Origin of the sequence: Streptomyces sp. NBC_00536 (genome assembly GCF_036346295.1) — a bacterium.
Lineage (GTDB): Bacteria > Actinomycetota > Actinomycetes > Streptomycetales > Streptomycetaceae > Streptomyces.
Genome location: NZ_CP107819.1, coordinates 4,808,483 through 4,828,684 on the forward strand (window position 1 = coordinate 4,808,483; position 20,202 = coordinate 4,828,684).

At 71.5% G+C, this 20,202-nt stretch carries 21 protein-coding genes and 4 tRNA genes; 17 read left to right on the forward strand and 8 right to left on the reverse strand.

From position 1 onward, the window contains the following. Window positions 1–5: 5 nt before the first annotated feature. Both OHS33_RS21250 and OHS33_RS21255 read right to left on the reverse strand, forming a co-directional pair. Complete coding sequence (locus OHS33_RS21250; protein ID WP_330331990.1) at window positions 6–1,454, reverse strand: SulP family inorganic anion transporter; 1,449 nt, start codon at window positions 1,452–1,454, stop codon at window positions 6–8. Between the two features lie 262 nt (window positions 1,455–1,716). Further along, the gene (locus OHS33_RS21255; protein WP_330331991.1) at window positions 1,717–2,040 is read right to left on the reverse strand and encodes a hypothetical protein; all 324 of its coding nucleotides are present in this window, start codon (window positions 2,038–2,040) and stop codon (window positions 1,717–1,719) included. 184 nt (window positions 2,041–2,224) lie between these two features. Here OHS33_RS21255 and OHS33_RS21260 point away from each other — a divergent pair, with 184 nt between their 5' ends. Next, on the forward strand, window positions 2,225–3,493 hold the full coding sequence (locus OHS33_RS21260) for a helix-turn-helix domain-containing protein (RefSeq protein WP_330331992.1): 1,269 nt from the start codon (window positions 2,225–2,227) through the stop codon (window positions 3,491–3,493). A 154-nt stretch (window positions 3,494–3,647) separates the two neighbouring features. Here OHS33_RS21260 and OHS33_RS21265 read toward each other — a convergent pair whose 3' ends face one another. Further along, the gene (locus tag OHS33_RS21265) at window positions 3,648–4,136 is read right to left on the reverse strand and encodes a YajQ family cyclic di-GMP-binding protein (RefSeq protein WP_330331993.1); all 489 of its coding nucleotides are present in this window, start codon (window positions 4,134–4,136) and stop codon (window positions 3,648–3,650) included. 235 nt (window positions 4,137–4,371) lie between these two features. On the opposite strand from OHS33_RS21265, the gene OHS33_RS21270 reads away from it, so the two are divergent. Then, a tRNA-Tyr gene (locus OHS33_RS21270) sits at window positions 4,372–4,453 on the forward strand. 84 nt (window positions 4,454–4,537) lie between these two features. Here OHS33_RS21270 and OHS33_RS21275 read toward each other — a convergent pair. Next, a complete protein-coding gene (locus OHS33_RS21275; protein ID WP_330331994.1) occupies window positions 4,538–4,762 on the reverse strand; it encodes a hypothetical protein in 225 nt (74 codons plus the stop codon). 187 nt (window positions 4,763–4,949) lie between these two features. Here OHS33_RS21275 and OHS33_RS21280 point away from each other — a divergent pair, with 187 nt between their 5' ends. Next, window positions 4,950–5,387 carry a DUF3574 domain-containing protein gene (locus tag OHS33_RS21280; protein ID WP_330331995.1) on the forward strand — a complete coding sequence of 146 codons (438 nt, stop codon included), beginning with the start codon at window positions 4,950–4,952 and terminating at the stop codon, window positions 5,385–5,387. A 41-nt stretch (window positions 5,388–5,428) separates the two neighbouring features. On the opposite strand, the gene OHS33_RS21285 is transcribed toward OHS33_RS21280, so the two are convergent. After that, entirely contained in the window at window positions 5,429–6,085 is a 657-nt protein-coding gene (locus tag OHS33_RS21285; RefSeq protein WP_330331996.1) for an SDR family oxidoreductase, read from the reverse strand. 54 nt (window positions 6,086–6,139) lie between these two features. After that, window positions 6,140–7,429 carry an amidohydrolase family protein gene (locus OHS33_RS21290; RefSeq protein WP_330331997.1) on the reverse strand — a complete coding sequence of 430 codons (1,290 nt, stop codon included), beginning with the start codon at window positions 7,427–7,429 and terminating at the stop codon, window positions 6,140–6,142. 282 nt (window positions 7,430–7,711) lie between these two features. On the opposite strand from OHS33_RS21290, the gene OHS33_RS21295 reads away from it, so the two are divergent. The 9 genes from OHS33_RS21295 to OHS33_RS21335 all read left to right on the forward strand — a co-directional run bounded on the left by OHS33_RS21295 (window position 7,712) and on the right by OHS33_RS21335 (window position 14,162). Next, window positions 7,712–7,784, forward strand: a tRNA-Thr gene (locus OHS33_RS21295). Window positions 7,785–7,836: 52 nt separating this feature from the next. After that, a tRNA-Met gene (locus OHS33_RS21300) sits at window positions 7,837–7,909 on the forward strand. Between the two features lie 88 nt (window positions 7,910–7,997). Next, window positions 7,998–8,162, forward strand: coding sequence for a 50S ribosomal protein L33 (gene rpmG / locus OHS33_RS21305; protein ID WP_006604855.1), 165 nt, complete (start codon window positions 7,998–8,000; stop codon window positions 8,160–8,162). A gap of 143 nt (window positions 8,163–8,305) precedes the next feature. Next, entirely contained in the window at window positions 8,306–8,782 is a 477-nt protein-coding gene (locus OHS33_RS21310; RefSeq protein WP_330331998.1) for a MaoC family dehydratase N-terminal domain-containing protein, read from the forward strand. 1 nt (window position 8,783) lies between these two features. Then, window positions 8,784–9,212 (forward strand): MaoC family dehydratase, encoded by a 429-nt coding sequence (locus tag OHS33_RS21315; RefSeq protein WP_330331999.1) that lies wholly within the window; start codon window positions 8,784–8,786, stop codon window positions 9,210–9,212. 1,174 nt (window positions 9,213–10,386) lie between these two features. Then, window positions 10,387–10,992 (forward strand): TetR/AcrR family transcriptional regulator, encoded by a 606-nt coding sequence (locus OHS33_RS21320; protein WP_330332000.1) that lies wholly within the window; start codon window positions 10,387–10,389, stop codon window positions 10,990–10,992. Window positions 10,993–11,111: 119 nt separating this feature from the next. Next, entirely contained in the window at window positions 11,112–12,584 is a 1,473-nt protein-coding gene (locus OHS33_RS21325) for a DHA2 family efflux MFS transporter permease subunit (protein ID WP_330335141.1), read from the forward strand. 89 nt (window positions 12,585–12,673) lie between these two features. Continuing rightward, window positions 12,674–13,729 (forward strand): UDP-N-acetylmuramate dehydrogenase, encoded by a 1,056-nt coding sequence (locus OHS33_RS21330; RefSeq protein ID WP_330332001.1) that lies wholly within the window; start codon window positions 12,674–12,676, stop codon window positions 13,727–13,729. A 16-nt stretch (window positions 13,730–13,745) separates the two neighbouring features. After that, a complete protein-coding gene (locus OHS33_RS21335) occupies window positions 13,746–14,162 on the forward strand; it encodes a hypothetical protein (protein WP_330332002.1) in 417 nt (138 codons plus the stop codon). 9 nt (window positions 14,163–14,171) lie between these two features. Here the strand turns inward: OHS33_RS21335 and OHS33_RS21340 are convergent, their stop codons facing one another. Both OHS33_RS21340 and OHS33_RS21345 read right to left on the reverse strand, forming a co-directional pair. Then, a complete protein-coding gene (locus tag OHS33_RS21340; protein ID WP_330332003.1) occupies window positions 14,172–15,191 on the reverse strand; it encodes an adenosine deaminase in 1,020 nt (339 codons plus the stop codon). Between the two features lie 304 nt (window positions 15,192–15,495). Further along, window positions 15,496–16,722: a pyridoxal phosphate-dependent aminotransferase gene (locus OHS33_RS21345; RefSeq protein WP_330332004.1), complete on the reverse strand. Its 1,227-nt coding sequence runs from the start codon at window positions 16,720–16,722 to the stop codon at window positions 15,496–15,498. Window positions 16,723–16,914: 192 nt separating this feature from the next. Here OHS33_RS21345 and OHS33_RS21350 point away from each other — a divergent pair. The 5 genes from OHS33_RS21350 to rplA all read left to right on the forward strand — a co-directional run bounded on the left by OHS33_RS21350 (window position 16,915) and on the right by rplA (window position 19,930). Beyond that, window positions 16,915–16,987 (forward strand) — tRNA-Trp (locus OHS33_RS21350). 106 nt (window positions 16,988–17,093) lie between these two features. After that, window positions 17,094–17,375, forward strand: a complete 282-nt coding sequence (secE, locus tag OHS33_RS21355; protein WP_330332005.1) for a preprotein translocase subunit SecE — start codon at window positions 17,094–17,096, stop codon at window positions 17,373–17,375. An 84-nt stretch (window positions 17,376–17,459) separates the two neighbouring features. Beyond that, window positions 17,460–18,449, forward strand: a complete 990-nt coding sequence (gene nusG / locus OHS33_RS21360; RefSeq protein WP_330332006.1) for a transcription termination/antitermination protein NusG — start codon at window positions 17,460–17,462, stop codon at window positions 18,447–18,449. Between the two features lie 207 nt (window positions 18,450–18,656). Further along, a complete protein-coding gene (gene rplK, locus OHS33_RS21365) occupies window positions 18,657–19,091 on the forward strand; it encodes a 50S ribosomal protein L11 (RefSeq protein WP_283452383.1) in 435 nt (144 codons plus the stop codon). A gap of 110 nt (window positions 19,092–19,201) precedes the next feature. Then, on the forward strand, window positions 19,202–19,930 hold the full coding sequence (gene rplA, locus OHS33_RS21370) for a 50S ribosomal protein L1 (RefSeq protein ID WP_330332007.1): 729 nt from the start codon (window positions 19,202–19,204) through the stop codon (window positions 19,928–19,930). Window positions 19,931–20,202: the final 272 nt, after the last annotated feature.

Sequence of the window (20,202 nt, forward strand, 5' to 3'; positions counted from 1 at the left end):
GGACACTAGCCCGCCCCGGTGACGCCCCCGTGACCGGGAGCGGAAGCGTCGCGCTCCGCCCGCTGCTCCTGCCACCCGTCCAGCGCGGTCAGGCACGCGTGGTCGAGGTGGCGCACCCCGCTCAGGTCGAAGCGCACGGCGCGGTCGCCGGGCAGCGCGTCGAGGACGTCGAGCAGCCGCGGCAGCCGCAGGAAGCTGGCGTTGCCCGCCACCCGCAGGCACAGCACGTCCCCCTCCCACACCTCCTCCAGGTGCATGCTGGAGGTCTCCCAGGCCGCCTTCGCGACCGCGAGGGCCAGCCCCACCAGCACCCCCTCGAACAGGTTGGTCGCCACGATCGCCCCCGCCGTCGCCACCAGCACCACCGCCTCCCCGCGGTGCGAGCGCCACAGCGCCGCCACCCCGCGCACCGGCAGCAGCTTCCAGCCCGCGTGCAGCAGTACGCCCGCCAGCGCGGCCAGCGGTACGACGGCCAGCGCGTGCGGCAGCAGGACGGCGAACAGCAGCAGCCAGGCGCCGTGCAGCACCCGGGAGGCCCGGGTGCGCGCCCCCGCCTCGACGTTGGCCGCGCTGCGCACGATCACGGCGGTCATCGGGAGCGCGCCGAGCAGCCCGCACACCGCGTTCCCGGCGCCCTGGGCGATGAGTTCGCGGTCGTAGTCGGTGCGCGGGCCGTGGTGCATGCGGTCCACGGCGGCCGCGCTGAAGAGGGTCTCGGCGGAGGCGATCAGCGCGAAGGCGACGACGGTCCCCACGGCCCCGGCGGAGCCCAGTACGGCGAACCGGTCCCAGCCCGGCACCGATACGGCGTCCAGCACCCCGGTGACCTCGACCTTCGCCACCGGCAGCCGCAGCAGCACGGTGGCCCCGGTCGCCGCCGCGACCGCGACGAGCGCCCCCGGCACCACCTGGACCGGTTCCGGGAGCTTGCGCCAGCCCGCCATCACCAGCACGGTCGCGGCCCCGAGCGCGATCCCTGCCCAGTCGGCCTCCACCAGCAGCCGGGCCAGCCCGCCGAACTTCTCCAGGGTCGGCCCGGGCGCCCCCACCCCGGCCACGGCGTACAACTGCCCGGCGATCAGCACGAGCCCGATCCCGGCCAGCATCCCCTGGACGACGGCCACCGAGATCGCCCGGAACCACCGCCCGAGGCGCAGCGCGCCCATCGCGAGCTGGAGCAGCCCGGCCGCGAGGACCAGCACCCCGAGCGCGGCCACGCCGTACGTCCGCACCGCCTCGTAGACCAGCACGGTGAGCCCCGCCGCCGGACCGCTGACCTGGAGCGAACTCCCGCGGAACCAGCCGGTGACGAGCCCGCCCACCACCCCGGTGACGATCCCCAGCTCGGCGGGGACCCCGGAGGCCACCGCCACCCCGACGCACAGGGGCAGCGCCACCAGTGCGACCACGACGGACGCTCCCAAGTCCTCACGGAAAGTGCCGTCCCCTGCCATCCGAGCCCCCTGCCCACGCGGTGATGGATGCACCCAGGGTGGTGGGGCGCATCGCGCCGGGCCCAGTCCGCACCGAAGCCCCACGGGGCCCGCGCGCCGCACGCGCTCCGCGCACACCCCGCCGGGCGCCCACCCCACGCGCTACACCCCGAACGTCTGTCCGGGTCCGGCCGCGAGCAGCGAGAAGGGCTGGGGCCCAGTGGGTGGGCCCCAGCCCGTCCATCAGGTGCGGGTGTCGGTCAGGCGCGGGTGGCGGTGGGACTTACACGCAGACACTCCAGTGGGTGGTGGCCTCGGAGATGCAGACCTTCCCGGTGTAGTGCCCGTCCACGCCGATCGAGCTGGTTCCGGGGGTGTAGAGATAGGTGGAAGAGCCCGCGGTGATCCGGTAGTCGGTGTCGGGCCCCCAGATCGTGAAGTTGACCGAGGTGTAGTAGTTCCCGGTGTAGCTGTAGCGGTTGACGCAGAGGCGCTCGCTGCCGTGCCACGCGGAGCAACCGGTGGCCGCCTGGGCCGGGGCCGCTATCACCACGCCGGCCACGGTGGCGGCGGCAAGGGTCAGGGCGGTGATCGTCTTTCGGAACACGGTCTACCTCTTCTTCCGTATGGGGGACTGCTCACGCCGCGTCGTGCGGTGATGGGGCATGGAGGGCGCGGCCTGGACCAATCCGGGCCCGCCTTCGGGAATGCCAGGTCCAAGTGATGGGGATGCGGCACGTGTTCGGTAGCCCCTGACAGGGTCTGACAACATCGAACAGAGGGGGACAGCAGTGAGTACGACCGATCCGGGTGCCGCGGCCATGGCGGAACGCCGGGCAGCGGTAGCGGACTTCGCCACCGCTCTTCGCCAACTGCGCGTGGAAGCGGGCAAGCCCTCGTTCCGGGCGATGGCCGGAGCCACGGGGGTGATATCCCACACCACGCTGCACGAGGCGGCGTCGGGTTCCCGGCTGCCGTCCTGGCCCACCACCAGGATCTACGTCCAGGCCTGCGGCGGCTGCGAGACCGAGTGGCACCAGCGTTGGGTGGCGGCCGCGAAGGCCGCGTCGGTTCCGGAGCCGGCCGGTGTACGAGCAGGGGTCGACCAGCGCCCCACCGGGCTCCCCGCCGTGCCCCCTGACGCGGCCGGCACCTCACCCGAGCCGGGACAGGACCAGCCGGCCGTGTCCGGACACACGGCGCGCAGGGGCCGCTTATGGAGGCGTCCGCCGACTCGGGCGGTGGGCGCACTCATCGGCGCCGGCTCGCCGCGGCGCTTCCGTGTCCTCACATATGTGGTCGTGCTGATGGTCGGCGCCGCGATCGGGGCCGGCACGGTGCTCGCCACGCACAAGGGGACGGTCACGGTCACCGGCCCGGCCAAGGGGACGGGCACGGTCACCGCCCCGGCACCGGGTGCGCCCGGCTACGTCGCCCGCATCGCCTCGGCGACCGGGACCACGTACGCGACATCGACGCGACTGCCGGTCACGCACGCGGTCGCCGCGGGCGACACCCTCGTGGTGGCGATGATGCTGACCAACACCCACACGGGGACGGTCAGCGCGACCGACAGCCAGGGCAACACCTACACCCCGGCAGCGGACCAGGCCGACGACGGTGCCGGCGACCGCACCCTCGTTCTCACCGCGATCGCGGTCAAGGCACTGTCGACCTCGGACACGATCGCCCTCGGCTATCCGTCGACCGGCGAGCAGCACCTGGCCGTGGACGAGCTGACGAACGTCAAGGCGGTCGACCGGCACGCCGCCGCGACCGGGGCTGCGGGCACCGATTTCACCTCCGGGCCTACGCCGACCACCACCGCCGGCTCCGAGCTGGTCTTCGGCGTCGCGGGCGTTCAGGGCGGCGCGGCGGCGACCTGGGCGAGCGGATTCACCGCCCTGCCCACGCTGTCCGTCTCCCACGACCAACTGGCCACCGGCTACAAGACGGTCGCCGCCACCGGCGCCTACGCGGCCGCCGGCACCTGCGACCACCAGTGGATGGCCGCAGCCGTGGCCTTCGCCCCTTCCGGACCCTCCGCACCACCCGTGTGATGCCCGTGGCCGGACGGGGAGGACACAACGAGGGCGGCGACCGACGCCGTCAGCGTCGTGGCTGACAGCAGCGCGCCCTCGATGTGCCCTCGACGTGGCCCGATGTGCGCTCCCCGGCCGAAAGGCCGGCGCCTCAGCGGGTCGACCCGGTCTGCTACCGGTAGTTCACGAACTGGATCGCGAAGTCCAGGTCCTTGCCCTTGAGCAGGGCCTGCACCTCCTGGAGGTCGTCACGGCTCTTCGAGGTGACGCGCAGCTCCTCGCCCTGGACCTGGGCCTTGACGGCCTTGGGGCCCTCGTCCCGGATGATCTTCGCGACCTTCTTGGCGTTCTCCTGGGAGATGCCCTCCTCGATCGTGGCGAAGATCTTGTACTCCTTGCCGGACAGCTGCGGCTCGCCGGCGTCGAGCGCCTTCAGCGAGATGCCGCGCTTGACCAGCTTGGTCTCGAACACGTCCAGGACGGCCTTCACGCGGTCCTCGGAGTTCGCCTCCATGACGATCTTCTCGCCGGACCAGGCGATCGTGGCGCCGGTGCCCTTGAAGTCGTAGCGCTGCGAGAGTTCCTTGGCGGTCTGGTTGAGGGCGTTGTCGACCTCCTGCCGCTCGACCTTCGAGACGATGTCGAAACTGGAGTCGGCCATGTGCTGTGGCTCCTTGAAGTCGGCTGTGATGGCCCACAGGGGCACGCGCCGGACATTCCCCGGCCGCGCCGTCAAGCCTAGGCCCTGTCTCCCGGATCGGTCCGGAGAGCCCGGGGCTCCGTGTCCGATCCATGCCGGATCAATGAGGTGGCGAAGCACCCCGCTCCATCAGGTATCGTTTACGTCGTTGCCAGAGAGCACCGCCGCAAGGCGGAGATCGAAGGCGGCCTCCCATGGCGGTGTGCCCGAGTGGCCAATGGGAACGGACTGTAAATCCGTCGGCTTAGCCTACCCAGGTTCGAATCCTGGCGCCGCCACGTGGTAAAGAAGTCCCCCTCATCTGCGGAAACGCAGACGAGGGGGACTTCTTCGTTTACCGGCTGGTTCACCGGATGTGGATGTCAGCCGATGCGGTAGCCGTCGTACGTGCCGCCCGAGCAGCCGAGGAAGATGTAGTGGAAGACGATCTTGCCGCCACTGCCGGTGCACTTCTCAGGGCTCACGTACTGAATGCCGACCGGGGCGGCGGTGGGGGTGCTGGCGGAGGCGACTCCGGTGCCGGCAGCGCCCAGGCCCATGGTGAGTGCCGATCCCAGCATGGCGAGGGTGACCAGGCGACGTCGCATCAATTTGCTCCAATGTGAGAGGGGTTGAGAACGAAGCGAACGTAGCGACAGACGTGGTGCCCTGGATAGATTTGGGCGGTTTATCGGGGTGGTTCAGGGGGGTGCTGGGGTCGGGTAGGGGGGTCCGTGCCGACCGGAAGGCGTACCGGCCGCAACGTCGCGGGCCGTCCGTCGTTCACCCGGAGTGATGTGGACTACTGACACCCGCGGAAAGGTCGGCGGCGGGGTACTGCTCGCCCTGCTCGGAGCGGGGATCCCGGCCCTGGTCGGGGCCGCGCTGCACGGGCACACCGGCGATCCCTACCACGAGACCCGGCTCTACTTCGGCACCGAGCGCCCCCGCGGGGCGCCCCCGGTCACGGAGCGGGAGTTCGACCGCTTCCTGGACCGGGAGGTCACCCCCGCCTTCCCCGAAGGGCTGACCGTGCAGCCGGGACACGGCCAATGGCGCGGACCGGACGGGCGGATCGTCCGCGAGACCTCCTACGAGGTCGTCCTGCTCTATCCGGAGAAGGGCGCCGACGAGCGCGGCGTGCGCATCGAACGGATCCGCCGGGCGTACGACAAGGAGTTCGCGCAGGACTCCGTCCTGCGCTCCGACGACCAGGTGAACGCAGATTTCTGACGGTTCCCGACGTTTCCTGACGGTCAGTCGCGTCGGTCGCGTCAGTTGCCCGCGACGTCCTTGACGGCCACCGCCACCGGCTTCGTGCCCGACACCAGCTCCAGCGTCAGACCGGCCGTCGCCGGGGTCTCCACCAGCTCGGCCAGCACCGCCGCCACGTCGTCGCGGGGGACCGGCCCACGGCCCGTGGTGGCCTCCAGGCGGACCAGGCCCGTGCCCTCCTCGTCGGTGAGCGCGCCGGGGCGCAGGACGGTCCACTCCAGGCCCAGCCGGGTCCGTACGTGGTCGTCGGCCTCGCCCTTGGCGCGCAGGTAGACGTCGAAGACGTCGTCACCCGGATGGTTCGCGTCCGCCCGGATCGAAGACAGCATCAGGAACCGCGGTACGCGCGCCCGTTCGGCCGCATCGGCGAACAGCACGGCCGCGCCCCGGTCCACGGTGTCCTTGCGCCCGGCGCCGCTGCCCGGGCCCGCCCCGGCCGCGAACACCGCGACCTGGGCGCCCTGCAGGATCCCGGCGACGTGCTCGACCGTCGCCGACTCCAGGTCGCAGAGCACCGGTTCGGCACCGGCCGCCCGGAGATCGTCGCCCTGTGCCGGATCACGGATGATCCCGGCGACCTCGTACCCGCGCGCGGCGAGCAGGCGCTCCAGCCGCAGCGCGATCTGACCGTGTCCACCAGCGATGACAATGCGCATGCTCCGACCGTACGTCGACCCGCGCGCCCCCGCGCCCGAACGCGGCGCCGACGCTCAGGGACCGGGCTCCATACGGCCCTGTCGGGGCAGGTCGAGGGCGACCGCCACCGCCGAATCGCAGTACTCCCGTACGGCGCTCGTCCGGGCCACCACCCGGCCGCGGTGGATCACGATCCGGCTGTACGCGAGGGACAGCACCCCCGCGATCCGGTCCCCGCGCACGGCGAGCAGCTCCGCCGGGAACCCGGCCTCCACCCGCACCTCCGGCAGGCCCATCGCCTCCCGGGCCGCCGTGCTCACCGCGTGGTAGGCCTCGGCGGCCCGCAGCCCGCCCTGCGAGGCCAGCAGGTAGGCAGCCTCCAGGGGGTCCCCGCGGCCCACCGGGTTCCCGGCGTCCCGCAGCGCCCCGCTGCCCGCCGCGACCCGCACCCCGGCGGACCGCAGCAGCCGTACGGGCGCCGTGCGCAGCCCGCGCCGCTCCAGGGCCGCGCAATCGCCCTGGGGCAGGCAGGTGACCCGTACGCCCGCCGCGGCCAGCTGGTCCGCGGCCCGCGCCGCGACGTCCAGCGGGAGCCGGGACAGGCCGCCGCAGGGGCCGATGGTGACCCCGGGGCGCAGCCCGCCGGCCATGGCCGCGAGCCGGGCGAGCCGGGCGGGATCGTCACCGTCCGTGTGCAGGTCCACGGGGCAGCCGTGCTCGCCGGCCAGCTCCAGGACGGCCTCGACGAAGCCGGTCGGGTCGGGGTCGAGGTCGGGGCAGCCGCCGACGACGGCCGCGCCCATCTTGACCGCGTCGCGCAGCATCGCCAGGCCCTCGGCGCCCGCGACCCCGGTCAGCAGCCGGGGCACGGCGACCGCCGTGAGGTCGGCGAGCCCGCGCAGCGAGCGGCGCGCCTGGAGCACCGCCTCCATCGGGCCGAGGCCGTGCACGTCGGCGATCCGGACGTGCGAACGGATGGCGGTGGCGCCGTGGCCGAGCTGGAGCAGCGCGGCCTCGGTGGCCCGGCGCTGGACCTCGTCGGCCGTGTGGGACACGGGTCCTTCGCCGTCGGCGGTGAGCGCGGTGTCCCCGTGGGCGTGCGGTTCGGCGGGCGCGGGGAGCAGCAGGTAGCCGCTCAGGTCGACCCGGGAGGGGGCGGGGGCGGGCAGGCTCCCGGCCGTTCCGACGGCCTGGATGCGGCCGCCGCCGAGCCGTACGTCGACCGTACGGCCGTCGGTCAGGCGGGCTCCGGCGAGCAGCAGCGTGGTGGCGTCGGCGGAGGCGGGAGCGGGGCCGTGGCCGCCGCCTTCGCCGCGGCCGCCGCGCGGGGAGTGGGACGGCTGCGGCGGCTGGCTGTCGGACATCGCGCTCCTGCGGGGGGCTCGGGCGGTCATGGGCCCGTGGCCGCGGCCCGCGGCCCAAGATCACGCAGCGTGCTCAGAGCCTAGGGCGCGGTGCGGCCCGCTTCACGGAAGAGCGCAATAGTCGTACCGGTGTGGTGCCCGGGGCCGGTGGGGCCGGGGTGGCCGGATCTTGCGGGAGCCGCTCTCCACGCTCGTCGGATCATGGCCGGATCAGGGCCGGAAGCCAGCTGCCGCAAAGGATTTGGGCGATCGGCGGGCAACCGTGTAATGTCTTCATCGCTCGCCCCAATAGCTCAGTCGGTAGAGCGTCTCCATGGTAAGGAGAAGGTCTGCGGTTCGATTCCGCATTGGGGCTCTGGTGAGAAAGGTCCCCTACCTGCTTTAAGGTAGGGGAGCAATCACACCAAAGCGGCGTAGCTCAGTCGGTAGAGCAAGCGGCTCATAATCGCTGTGTCACCGGTTCAAGTCCGGTCGCCGCTACACACAGTAGCCGATTGCGGGGTCGGTCTCCCGGTCGGCTACTCTTGTATGCGTTCATCCGTCCCAATTTCCGTCAAGGAGCACTCACGTGGCTGCCACCGACGTCCGCCCGAAGATCACGCTGGCCTGCGTGGAGTGCAAGGAGCGGAACTACATCACCAAGAAGAACCGGCGTAATGACCCGGACCGTCTTGAGATGAAGAAGCACTGCCCGCGCTGCAACTCGCACACCGCGCACCGCGAGACCCGCTGACCCCAGCGGTTTCTCGAATACAGGCTCCGTCATAAGGTCGTCCCCTGCAAGGGGGGCGGCCTTGTGTCGTTTCCGCACGTCTCCGTACGTCTTTTGCGCATGACGTTTCATGTGTCGTACCCAACAGCAGGAGGTAGTGAGCCATGGCGCTCGACCAGTCCTTCGTGGGGCGGAGCTACCCGCCCACCGATCCGTACGAGGTCGGCCGGGAGAAGATCCGCGAATTCGCGGAGGCGGTGGGCGACGCCAATCCCGCCTACACCGACCCCGAGGCGGCCAAGGCGCTGGGTCACCTGGACGTGATCGCGCCCCCGACCTTCGTGTTCGCGATCACCTTCAAGGCGGCGGGGCAGGTCATCGCCGACCCCCAGCTGGGCCTGGACTACAGCCGGGTCGTGCACGGCGACCAGAAGTTCGCCTACACCCGGCCCGTGCGCGCGGGCGACCGGCTGCTGGTGACGTCCACCATCGAGGCCGTGAAGTCCCTCGCGGGCAACGACATCATCGACATCCGCGGTGAGGTCCACGACGAGACCGGCGAGCACGTGGTGACGGCCTGGACCAAGCTCGTGTCCCGGGCGCCCGAGCCCGCCACCGCCCCCGCCACTGAGGAGGCCTGACATGGCTGCGCAGATCCGGTACGCGGACGTGGAGGTCGGCACCGAGCTGCCGGCCGGGACCTTCCCCGTCCAGCGGGCGACGCTCGTCCGCTACGCGGGGGCGTCGGGTGACTTCAACCCGATCCACTGGAACGAGAAGTTCGCCAAGGAGGTCGGGCTGCCGGACGTGATCGCGCACGGCATGTTCACGATGGCCGAGGCGATCCGCGTGGTCACGGACTGGGCGGGCGACCCGGGTGCGGTGGTCGAGTACGGGGTGCGCTTCACGAAGCCGGTCGTGGTTCCGAACGACGACGCGGGCGCGGTGATCGAGGTCACGGCCAAGGTCGCGGCGAAGCTGGACGACAACCGGGTCCGCGTGGACCTGACGGCGACGAGCGCGGGCCTGAAGGTCCTGGGCATGTCCCGCGCGGTGGTCCACCTCCCCTGACCCGCGCGCCGGGCCCCTGGCCTGGCGTCGACCGGGTCCCCGCCCCCGGTCCCCGGCCCAGCCGTTGCCCCGGCCTTGGCGCCGGTCCCGCCGTGACCTCGACCCTCACCCCGCCCCTGGTGTGACCCGTGCCCGTGCCCGTGCTCGCGCCTGCCCGCCCGAGGCCCCGGACCTCCGCTCCCGGGTCGGCGGACCGGGCCGCATGCCCGCGCCTCAAACGCCGGCGGGGCTGGGTGTTCCGCTGGGCCGTGGTGTGCCCCTGTGCTGGGGCTGCGGGCTGAGGATGCCGGTGGCCGGTGGCCGGTGGCCGGTGGCCGGTGGCCTGGGGGTGCCGGGTCGTAGCTGGGGTGCCCGGTGGCGGTGTCGGCGGTGCGGGCCGCGTGCCCGCGCCTCAATCGCCGGCGGGGCTGGGAATGTCCTGGTCCGGGGCCTCGGCGTGGCCGGGCCGGGCTGGGGGTGCCGTGTGGCGGTGTCGGCGGTGTCGGCGGTGTCGGCGGTGTGGGCCGCGTGCCTGCGCCTCAAACGCCGGCGGGGCTGGGAATGCCCTGGTCCGGAGCCTGGGAGTGGCTGGGCTGGGCTGGGAATGTCCTGGTCCGGACCCTCGGAGTGGCCGGGCCGGGGCCGGGGGTGGTGCATTCCGGGGCCGGGGGTTTCGTGGGGGTGCTGGGCCGGGTGGGGGAGTGTGGGGGGTGTGGGGTGTCCCCGCAGGCCGAGCAGAACCAGTGCCGGGTTGCTTTCCGACCCCGGGAGGGTTCTGCGAGCCGAGGAGACACCCCACACCCCCGCGCTCCCCCGCCCCCACCCCGACCCCGCCCAGCCCGGGCACCGCCCCCGGCGACCCCGGTCAGCCACCCCGACCCCGCCCCGCCGGGGTACGGCGCCTGCCGATGCGGCCCCGCCGCGCCCGGGCGACCCAAGCCCCGCCGGGGTACGGCGCCTGTCGATGCAGCCCCGCCCCGCCCGGGCAACCCCAGTCCCGCCGGGGTACGGCGCCTGCCGATGCGGCCCCGCCCCGCCCGGGCAGCCTCAGCCTCGCCGGCGATTGAGGCGCGGGCGCCGGGGACCGGGACCCCGCTTCCGACCTCGACCCCGGCCCGCCCGCCCGCCGCCCGCCCCCCCCCGACCCCGCCCCGCCCGGTTGACTTAGTTAGTGATTGGCCACTAACTTAAGGGCATGGCCAGGATGAGCGCAGACGAACGACGCGAGAGCGTCATCCGCGCGGCGACGCACGAGTTCGCCCGCGGCGGTTACTACGGGACCTCCACCGAGGCTATCGCCAAGCGCGTCGGCGTCTCCCAGCCGTACCTCTTCCGCCTCTTCCCCAACAAGCAGGCCATCTTCCTCGCCGCCGCGAACCGCTGCGTCGAGGACATGCGCACCGTCTTCGCAGAGTCCTCCAAGGGTCTCCACGGCGACGAGGCCCTCGACGCGATGGCCGAGGCCTACATGCGGCTGATCGCGGAGCACCCCGACAAGCTCCAGATGCAGCTGCAGGTCTATGTGACCGTCGCCGCCGCGGAGGCCGCCGGGGAGCCGGCCTTCGGGGAGATGGTCCGCCGCGGCTGGATGGAGCTGTGGGACACCGTCGAGGCGCCGCTGGGCGAAGGTACGGACGGGGTCACGAACTTCATGGCCTGCGGGATGTTGATCAACACCCTCTCCGCCATGGGCTTTCCGCGCGACCACCGCGTCTGGGAGGGCTGCTACCCGTCCTTCAACTCCGAGCGGCACGCCGAGCTGCCAGCCGAGCAGGACACCGAGCAGCACCCCGAGGGGTGAGGCCGGGGGGCGCGCGCCCCGCACCCGCGCGTCTTTATTTTTTTGGGCACGAAAGTTAGTAATTGATAACTAACGTTCCAGGGGGAACCGTGAACGCGAACACAGAAGCGCCGCCGACCATCACCACCGACACCCGCCTGCGCGGCCCCGCCGTCTGGGCCCTCATCCTCACCGGCGTCGCCAGCTTCATGGCCGCCCTCGACAACCTCGTCGTCACCACCGCCCTCCCCGCCATCCGCACGGATCTCGGCGGCGCGCTGGAGGACCTCGAATGGACGGTGAACGCCTACACCCTCACCTTCGCCGTCCTCCTCATGTTCGGCTCCGCCCTCGGCGACCGCTTCGGCCGCCGCAAGCTCTTCATCGCGGGCCTCACCGTCTTCACCGGCGCCTCCGCCGCGGCCGCCCTCTCGCCCGGCATCGACGCCCTCATCGCCGCCCGCGCCGTCCAGGGCGTGGGCGCCGCGATCATGATGCCGCTCACCCTCACCCTGCTGACCGCCGCCGTCCCGGCCGCCCGCCGCGGCATGGCCCTCGGCATCTACGGCGCCGTCACCGGCCTCGCCGTCGCCAGCGGCCCGCTCATCGGCGGCAGCCTCACCGAGCACATCTCCTGGCAGTGGATCTTCTGGCTGAACGTGCCGATCGGCCTCGCCCTGATCCCGCTCGCCCGCCTGCGCCTCGCCGAGTCCACCGCCCCCGGCTCCCGCCTCGACATCCCCGGCACCCTCCTCATCAGCGGCGGCCTCTTCGGCATCGTCTACGCCCTGGTCAACGCCAACGCCGACGGCTGGACCAGCACCCCGGTCCTGACCGGCCTGATCGTCGGCGGCGCGCTCGTCGCCGCCTTCGTTTACCACGGCTCGAACAACGCCAACGCGATGCTCCCGATGCGCCTCTTCCGCAACCGCGGCTTCCTCGGCATCAACCTGGCCAGCCTGCTGATGTTCCTCGGGATGTTCGGCTCGATCTTCCTGCTCAGCCAGTTCCTCCAGGGCGTCGCCGGTTACTCGCCCACCGAGGCCGGCCTGCGCATGCTGCCCTGGACCGGCATGCCGATGATCGTCGCCCCGATCGCCGGGATCCTCTCCGACCGGATCGGCGGCCGCCCGGTCGTCGCCACGGGCCTCGCCTTCCAGGCCCTGGGCCTCGGCTGGTTCGCGCTGGTGCTCACCTCGGACGTGTCCTACGCCGCCCAGCTCCCCGCGCTGATCCTCAGCGGCATCGGCATGGCCCTGTACTTCGCCCCCGCCGCCAACGTCCTGATGTCCACCGTCGGCCCCGCCGACCAGGGCAAGGCCTCCGGCGCCAACAACGCCCTGCGCGAGCTGGGCGGCGCCCTCGGCGTCGCGGTCCTGGCCTCGGTCTTCTCCGCCCAGGGCGGCTACGAGACGCCCCAGTCCTTCACCGACGGCACCGTCCCCGCCCTGTGGATCGGCGCGGGCGCCGTCGCCCTGGCCGCCGTGATGGCCCTGCTGCTCCCCAGCCGGGCCAAGCAGCGCCTGCAGGCCGGGAACCCGGTGGCCGGCCAGGGCGCGAGCCCGGCCGGAACCCCGGCCTCCGCACCCCGGGTCAAGGTCCCCGCCAACTGAGCGTCGCACCGAGCATCACACAGCGCATCACGCCCCTACGGTCCGTGGCCCCGCATCGACAGGGGGGCACGGACCGTACTCTTGTCCACGTGCAGGAACTCCACGATGCCCCCCTCGCCCCGCTGACCACCTTCCGCCTCGGCGGCCCGGCGACCCGGCTGGTCACCGCGACCACCGACGCCGAGGTCACCGCCGCCGTGCGCGCGGCCGACGAGAGCGGTACGCCGCTGCTGCTCATCGGCGGCGGCAGCAACCTGGTCATCGGCGACCGCGGCTTCGACGGCACCGCCCTGCGCATCGCGACCACCGGCTTCACCCTCGACGGCACCACCCTCGAACTCGCCGCCGGGGAGAACTGGAGCGAGGCCGTCGCCCGCACCGTCGAAGCGGGCCTCGCGGGCATCGAGTGCCTCGCCGGAATCCCCGGCTCCGCGGGCGCCACCCCGGTCCAGAACGTCGGGGCGTACGGCCAGGAGGTCTCCAGCACCATCACCGAGGTCGTCGCCTACGACCGTACGCTCGGCGAAACGGTCACCCTCTCCAACGCCGAGTGCGCGTTCTCGTACCGCCACAGCACCTTCAAGGAGCACCCGGAGCGCTACGTCGTCCTGCGCGTCCGCTTCGCCCTGGAGGAGGCCGGCGGGCTCTCCGCGCCGATCAAGTACCCCGAGACCGCCCGCGCCCTCGGCGTCGAGGCGGGCGACCGGGTCCCGGCCGCCACCGCCCGCGAGACCGTCCTGCGGCTGCGCGCGAGCAAGGGCATGGTGCTCGACCCCGCCGACCACGACACCTGGTCGGCCGGCTCCTTCTTCACCAACCCGGTCCTGACCGAAGCGGCCTACGCCGACTTCCTCGCCCGCGTCCACGACCGGCTCGGCCCGGACACCGTGCCGCCGGCCTACCCGGCCGCCGACGGAGGTACGAAGACCAGCGCCGCCTGGCTGATCGACAAGGCGGGCTTCACCAAGGGCTACGGCACCGGCCCCGCCCGGATCTCCACCAAGCACACCCTCGCGCTCACCAACCGCGGCGAGGCCACCACCGAGGACCTCCTCGCCCTGGCCCGCGAGGTCGTCGCGGGCGTCCACGCGGCCTTCGGCGTCACCCTGGTCAACGAACCGGTGACGGTCGGCGTCAGCATCTGAGAGGTCCCGGCCGCCCATGCTCTGTCCCCTGCACGGGGCCGGTACCGACCCCACCCGGCTCGTGGGGCGCGCGATCAGCAGCGTCGTCGCGTCCTGGCACGTCTACGAGGGCGAACGCTCCGAGGCCCCGCTCGACGTCTGGCTGACCGACAGCGAGGGCGAGTGCACCCGGATCACCACCGGCTCGGACTGGTGCCTCATCGTCGAATCCGCCCGGCCCCACGAGCCCTACGACATGGGGGAGTGGGGCCGCATCGAGGTCGGTGACGACCTCGGCGACCACCCCTTCCTGCGCCACCTCGGCGAGACCGTCGCGACCGTGGCCGAATTCGCCGTGCCCGAACAGGGCCGGACCCACCTGGAGATCGGCTTCGCCGACGGCGACCGGGTCCGGGCCGACTGCCACGAGGGCGACCTGCGCCTCACCCGCTGAGTTACGACGCTACGACGTCAGCCAGTGGTCGATCCCGGCCAGCAGCTTGGCCTGTACGTCCTCGGGCGCGGCCGAACCGCGCACCGACTGGCGGGCCAGCTCGGCCAGCTCCGCGTCCGTGAAGGCGTGGTGACGGCGGGCGATCTCGTACTGCGCCGCCAGCCGGGACCCGAAGAGCAGCGGGTCGTCGGCGCCCAGCGCCATCGGCACCCCGGCCTCGAAGAGGGTCCGCAGCGGGACGTCCTCGGGGCGCTCGTAGACCCCCAGTGCCACATTGGACGCCGGACAGACCTCACAGGTGATCTGGCGGTCGGCCAGCCGCTTCAGCAGCCGAGGGTCCTCGGCGGCCCGGACGCCGTGCCCGATGCGGGAGGCGCGCAGATCGTCCAGGCAGTCCCGGACGGAGGCGGGGCCGCTCAGCTCACCGCCGTGCGGGGCCGCGAGCAGACCGCCCTCCCGCGCGATGGCGAAGGCCCGGTCGAAATCGCGGGCCATGCCGCGGCGCTCGTCGTTGGAGAGCCCGAAGCCGACGATCCCGCGGTCGGCGTAGCGGACCGCGAGCCGCGCCAGGGTGCGGGCGTCCAGAGGGTGCTTCATCCGGTTGGCGGCGATGACCACGCGCATCCCGAGACCGGTCTCGCGCGAGGCCGCGTCCACGGCGTCCAGGATGATCTCGACGGCCGGGATCATCCCGCCGAGCAGCGGGGCGTAGGAGGTCGGATCCACCTGGATCTCCAGCCACCCGCTGCCGTCCCGGACGTCCTCCTCGGCGGCCTCCCGGACGAGGCGCCGGATGTCGTCGGGCTCGCGCAGGCAGGAGCGGGCTGCGTCGTAGAGCCGCTGGAAACGGAACCAGCCCCGCTCGTCGGTGGCGCGGAGCCGGGGTGGCTCCCCGCCGGTCAGCGCGTCGGGCAGCCGCACGCCGTACTTGTCGGCCAGCTCCAGCAGGGTCGACGGGCGCATGGACCCCGTGAAGTGCAGGTGGAGATGGGCTTTCGGCAGAAGCGTGAGATCGCGTACGTGCTCCATCCGGTGATCCTGCCTCACCGCGGCGCTCGGCGGGAGAGGGTTTACCGATCGGGGGCTTGCCCGAACGCGCGCGCGGGGCCTCCCGGGCTCTGCCCGGACCCGGTCCTCAAACGCCGGACGGGCTGAAAAATCCAGCCCCGCCGGCGTCTGAGGCGCGGGTCCGGGCAGAGCCCGGGGAACGGTGGAAGGGCGGGTAGGGGACAAGCCCCGCGCAGCGGCAGGCCCGGGTCCGGGCAGGAAACGCCCGAGCGGCGGCTCCCCGAGGGGAACCGCCGCTCGGACCTGGCTGCCGCCCGCCCTAGGGCTAGGCCTTGGCCTCCGCCAGCAGGTTCTGGATCCGGGTCACGCCCTCCACCAGGTCCTCGTCACCGAGGGCGTACGACAGGCGCAGGTAGCCCGGGGTGCCGAAGGCCTCGCCCGGGACGACCGCGACCTCGGCCTCGTCCAGGATCAGGGCCGCCAGCTCGACCGAGGTCTGCGGGCGCCGGCCGCGGATCTCCTTGCCGAGCAGTTCCTTGACCGAGGGGTACGCGTAGAACGCGCCCTCCGGGGTCGGGCAGAAGACGCCGTCGATCTCGTTCAGCATCTTGACCATGGTCTGGCGGCGGCGGTCGAAGGCCTTCCGCATCTCGGCGACCGCGTCCAGGTTCCCGGACACCGCGGCCAGCGCGGCGACCTGCGCCACGTTGGAGACGTTGGAGGTGGCGTGCGACTGGAGGTTCGTCGCGGCCTTGATGACGTCCTTCGGGCCGATGACCCACCCGACGCGCCAGCCGGTCATGGCGTACGTCTTGGCCACGCCGTTGACGACGATGCAGCGGTCGGTGAGCGCGGGCACCAGCACCGGCAGCGAGGTGAAGGTCGCGTCGCCGTAGACCAGGTGCTCGTAGATCTCGTCCGTCAGCACCCACAGGCCGTGCTCGGCGGCCCACTCGCCGATGGCGCGGGCGTCGGCCTCGGAGTAGACGGAGCCGGTCGGGTTCGACGGGGAAACGAAGAGGACGACCTTCGTACGGTCGGTGCGCGCCGCTTCCAGCTGCTCGACGGAGACCCGGTAACCGGTGGTCTCGTCGGCGACGACGTCGACCGGGACACCGCCCGCGAGGCGGATCGACTCCGGGTAGGTGGTCCAGTACGGGGCCGGGACGATGACCTCGTCGCCCGGGTCGAGGATCGCGGCGAAGGCCTCGTAGATGGCCTGCTTGCCGCCGTTGGTGACGAGGATCTGCGCCGGGTCGACGGCGTAGCCCGAGTCGCGCAGCGTCTTCTCCGCGATGGCCTTCTTCAGCTCCGGCAGGCCGCCGGCCGGCGTGTAGCGGTGGTACTTCGGGTTGCGGCAGGCCTCGACCGCCGCCTCGACGATGTAGTCGGGGGTCGGGAAGTCGGGCTCACCGGCACCGAAGCCGATCACCGGACGGCCCGCGGCCTTGAGGGCCTTGGCCTTGGCGTCGACGGCGAGGGTGGCGGACTCGGAGATGGCGCCGATACGGGCGGACACCCGGCGCTCGGAAGAAGGCGTTGCAGAGGTCATGCGGCCAATCGTCCCAGACTGCAAACTGCCGCCGCACACCGTTTCAGGTACCGGACGGAGCAGCCCCCGGCGGCTTCTGTTCGACGTCGGCGCCGCGACCACGTATGCTCACCTGTCGTTGGACCCCACCAGGGCGCCTCAAACGCGTGCACTCCGTGCACTCGGTTGGATGCGGTAGGTTGGGGGACACAAAGGGTCGTAGCTCAATTGGTAGAGCACTGGTCTCCAAAACCAGCGGTTGGGGGTTCGAGTCCCTCCGGCCCTGCTCCACACTCCTTCGCCGGATGTGTGCGCAGGTACGTACATCTATGCACCGCCGTGCGGCTCAACCGGGGCGCGGCACGGCCATGACCCGGATTCAGGTGAGAGACGTGACGGACGCCGTGGGCTCCATCGACATGCCTGACGCCGAGGATGACACCCGCGAGAAGAAGGCCCGAAAGGGCGGCAAGCGCGGAAAGAAGGGCCCTCTGGGCCGTCTCGCGCTCTTCTACCGGCAGATCGTCGCGGAACTCCGCAAGGTTGTTTGGCCGACTCGCAACCAGCTGACCACCTACACCACCGTGGTCATCGTGTTCGTGGTCATCATGATCGGTCTCGTTACCGTGATTGACTATGGGTTCAACGCGGCCATCAAGTTCGTCTTCGGCTAGTCCCCGCGGGGGGCGGCACCTTGATGGGTGCCGCCCGTTTTCGCATGTTCCACCCCATTTTGTATCCAGGAAGAAGCAGCCACCGTGTCTGACCCGAACCTGAACGCGAGCCCCGACTCCGTCGAGTCCGTCGAGGACGCGCTCGACATCGTCGAGGCGGCGGACGCGGACCGCGACGAAGTCGAGCTCGCCGACGAAGCCCAGGCCGGTATCGCCGCCGAGAGCGCCGCGATGCACATCGAGCCCGCGCACGTCGAGGCTGAGGCCGACGAGGACGACGAGTCCGCGGACGACGCGTCCACGGACGAGGGCGACGACACCGACGCCGACGTCGAGGCTGAGGCCGACGAAGACGCCGAGGCCGGCGACGACGAGGACGCTGCTGACGAAGAGGCCGACGCGGACGCGGACGAGGAGGAGGCCGAAGAGGCCGCCCCCGTCGAGGACGCCGAGCCCGTCGACCCGATCCAGGCGCTGCGCGACGAACTCCGTCTGCTGCCCGGCGAGTGGTACGTGATCCACACCTACGCGGGCTACGAGAAGCGCGTGAAGGCCAACCTGGAGCAGCGCGCCGTCTCGCTGAACGTCGAGGAGTTCATCTACCAGGCCGAGGTGCCCGAGGAAGAGATCGTCCAGATCAAGAACGGCGAGCGCAAGAACGTCCGGCAGAACAAGCTGCCCGGTTACGTTCTCGTCCGCATGGATCTGACGAACGAGTCCTGGGGCGTCGTCCGCAACACCCCCGGCGTCACCGGCTTCGTGGGCAACGCCTACGACCCGTACCCGCTGACCCTCGACGAGATCGTCAAGATGCTCGCCCCCGAGGCGCAGGAGAAGGCCGCCAAGCTGGCCGCGGAAGAGGCCGGCCTGCCCGCGCCCGCCGTCAAGCGCACCATCGAGGTCCTGGACTTCGAGGTCGGCGACTCGGTCACCGTCACCGACGGCCCGTTCGCCACGCTCCAGGCGACCATCAACGAGATCAACCCGGACTCGAAGAAGGTCAAGGGTCTCGTCGAGATCTTCGGCCGCGAGACCCCGGTCGAGCTGAGCTTCGACCAGATCCAGAAGAACTGATCGAAAGTACTGATCCAGTACTGATCGAAAAGTACTGATCCAGTCCTTCTGAACACAGGCTTCCAGTCAGGTCAGATCGCCCCGAAAAGGGCGGTCTGACCTGCTGGGTTTTCAGCCCCGCCCTGATACCCGTTATCGTGGTGCGGTATGCCTCCATCCGGATGACCGGTTGGCGGCGAAAAACTCTCACAGGACCCGGAGAGAGCAATGCCTCCCAAGAAGAAGAAGATCACGGGGCTCATCAAGCTCCAGATCAAGGCCGGTGCGGCCAACCCGGCGCCGCCGGTCGGCCCCGCGCTCGGTCAGCACGGCGTCAACATCATGGAGTTCTGCAAGGCCTACAACGCCGCGACCGAGTCGCAGCGTGGCATGGTCGTGCCGGTGGAGATCACGGTCTACGACGACCGCTCCTTCACCTTCGTGACGAAGACCCCCCCGGCCGCGCGCCTCATCCTCAAGCACGCGGGTGTGGAGAAGGGCTCGGGCGAGCCGCACAAGACCAAGGTCGCCAAGCTCACCGGCGCCCAGGTCCGCGAGATCGCCACGCTGAAGATGCCCGACCTGAACGCCAACGACCTGGCCGCCGCCGAGAAGATCATCGCCGGCACCGCCCGTTCGATGGGCATCACGGTCGAGGGCTGATCCAGCCCCTCGCACGCCCCCAGTGGTAGGACCAGCGCTGGTCCGCACCACGACTCCACACCCTGCCACGCGGCGGAAGCCGCATGGTGTATCTGCAAACAGGAGCAGAAGTGAAGCGCAGCAAGACTCTCCGCGCTGCGGACGCCAAGGTCGACCGGGACAAGCTCTACGCCCCGCTCGAGGCCGTCCGTCTCGCCAAGGAGACCTCCGCGACCAAGTTCGACAGCACCGTCGAGGTCGCCTTCCGCCTGGGTGTCGACCCGCGCAAGGCCGACCAGATGGTCCGTGGCACCGTGAACCTCCCGCACGGCACCGGCAAGACCGCCCGGGTCCTGGTCTTCGCGACCGGTGACCGTGCAGCGGCCGCGGAAGCCGCCGGCGCCGACATTGTCGGCAACGACGAGCTGATCGACGAGATCGCGAAGGGCAACCGCCTCAACGAGTTCGACGCCGTTGTCGCCACCCCGGACCTCATGGGCAAGGTCGGCCGCCTCGGCCGCGTGCTCGGTCCCCGTGGCCTCATGCCGAACCCGAAGACCGGCACCGTCACGATGGACGTCGCCAAGGCTGTCACCGAGATCAAGGGTGGCAAGATCGAGTTCCGCGTCGACAAGCACTCGAACCTGCACTTCATCATCGGCAAGGTCTCCTTCACCGATGAGCAGCTCGTCGAGAACTACGGCGCGGCCCTGGACGAGATCCTTCGTCTGAAGCCGTCCGCCGCGAAGGGCCGCTACATCAAGAAGGCCGCCCTGAGCACCACGATGGGCCCCGGCATCATCCTGGACCAGAACCGCACCCGGAACCTCCTCGTCGAGGAAGACCCGGCCGCGGTCTGATCCGGACGGGCCCGCGCCTCGCGGGCTCACCGGCAGTACCTCGGCGGGCCCTCCGTCTCCCTCACGGGAGGCGGGGGGCCCGTTTCGTTTCCCCGGGGGCCCGGGCCCGTAGCGGGGCTCCCAGCGGCCCGCACGGGGCCGTGAGGGTCCGCAGGGGGGGCGATTTGCTCCGGGCCGGGATGTTCGCGTACGCTTCCGGAGAAGCCAAAGACCGCTGGTCGTTGCCGTGCTCGCAAGAGGACGGCGACCGAAGGATTCGCTAGCTGCGAACG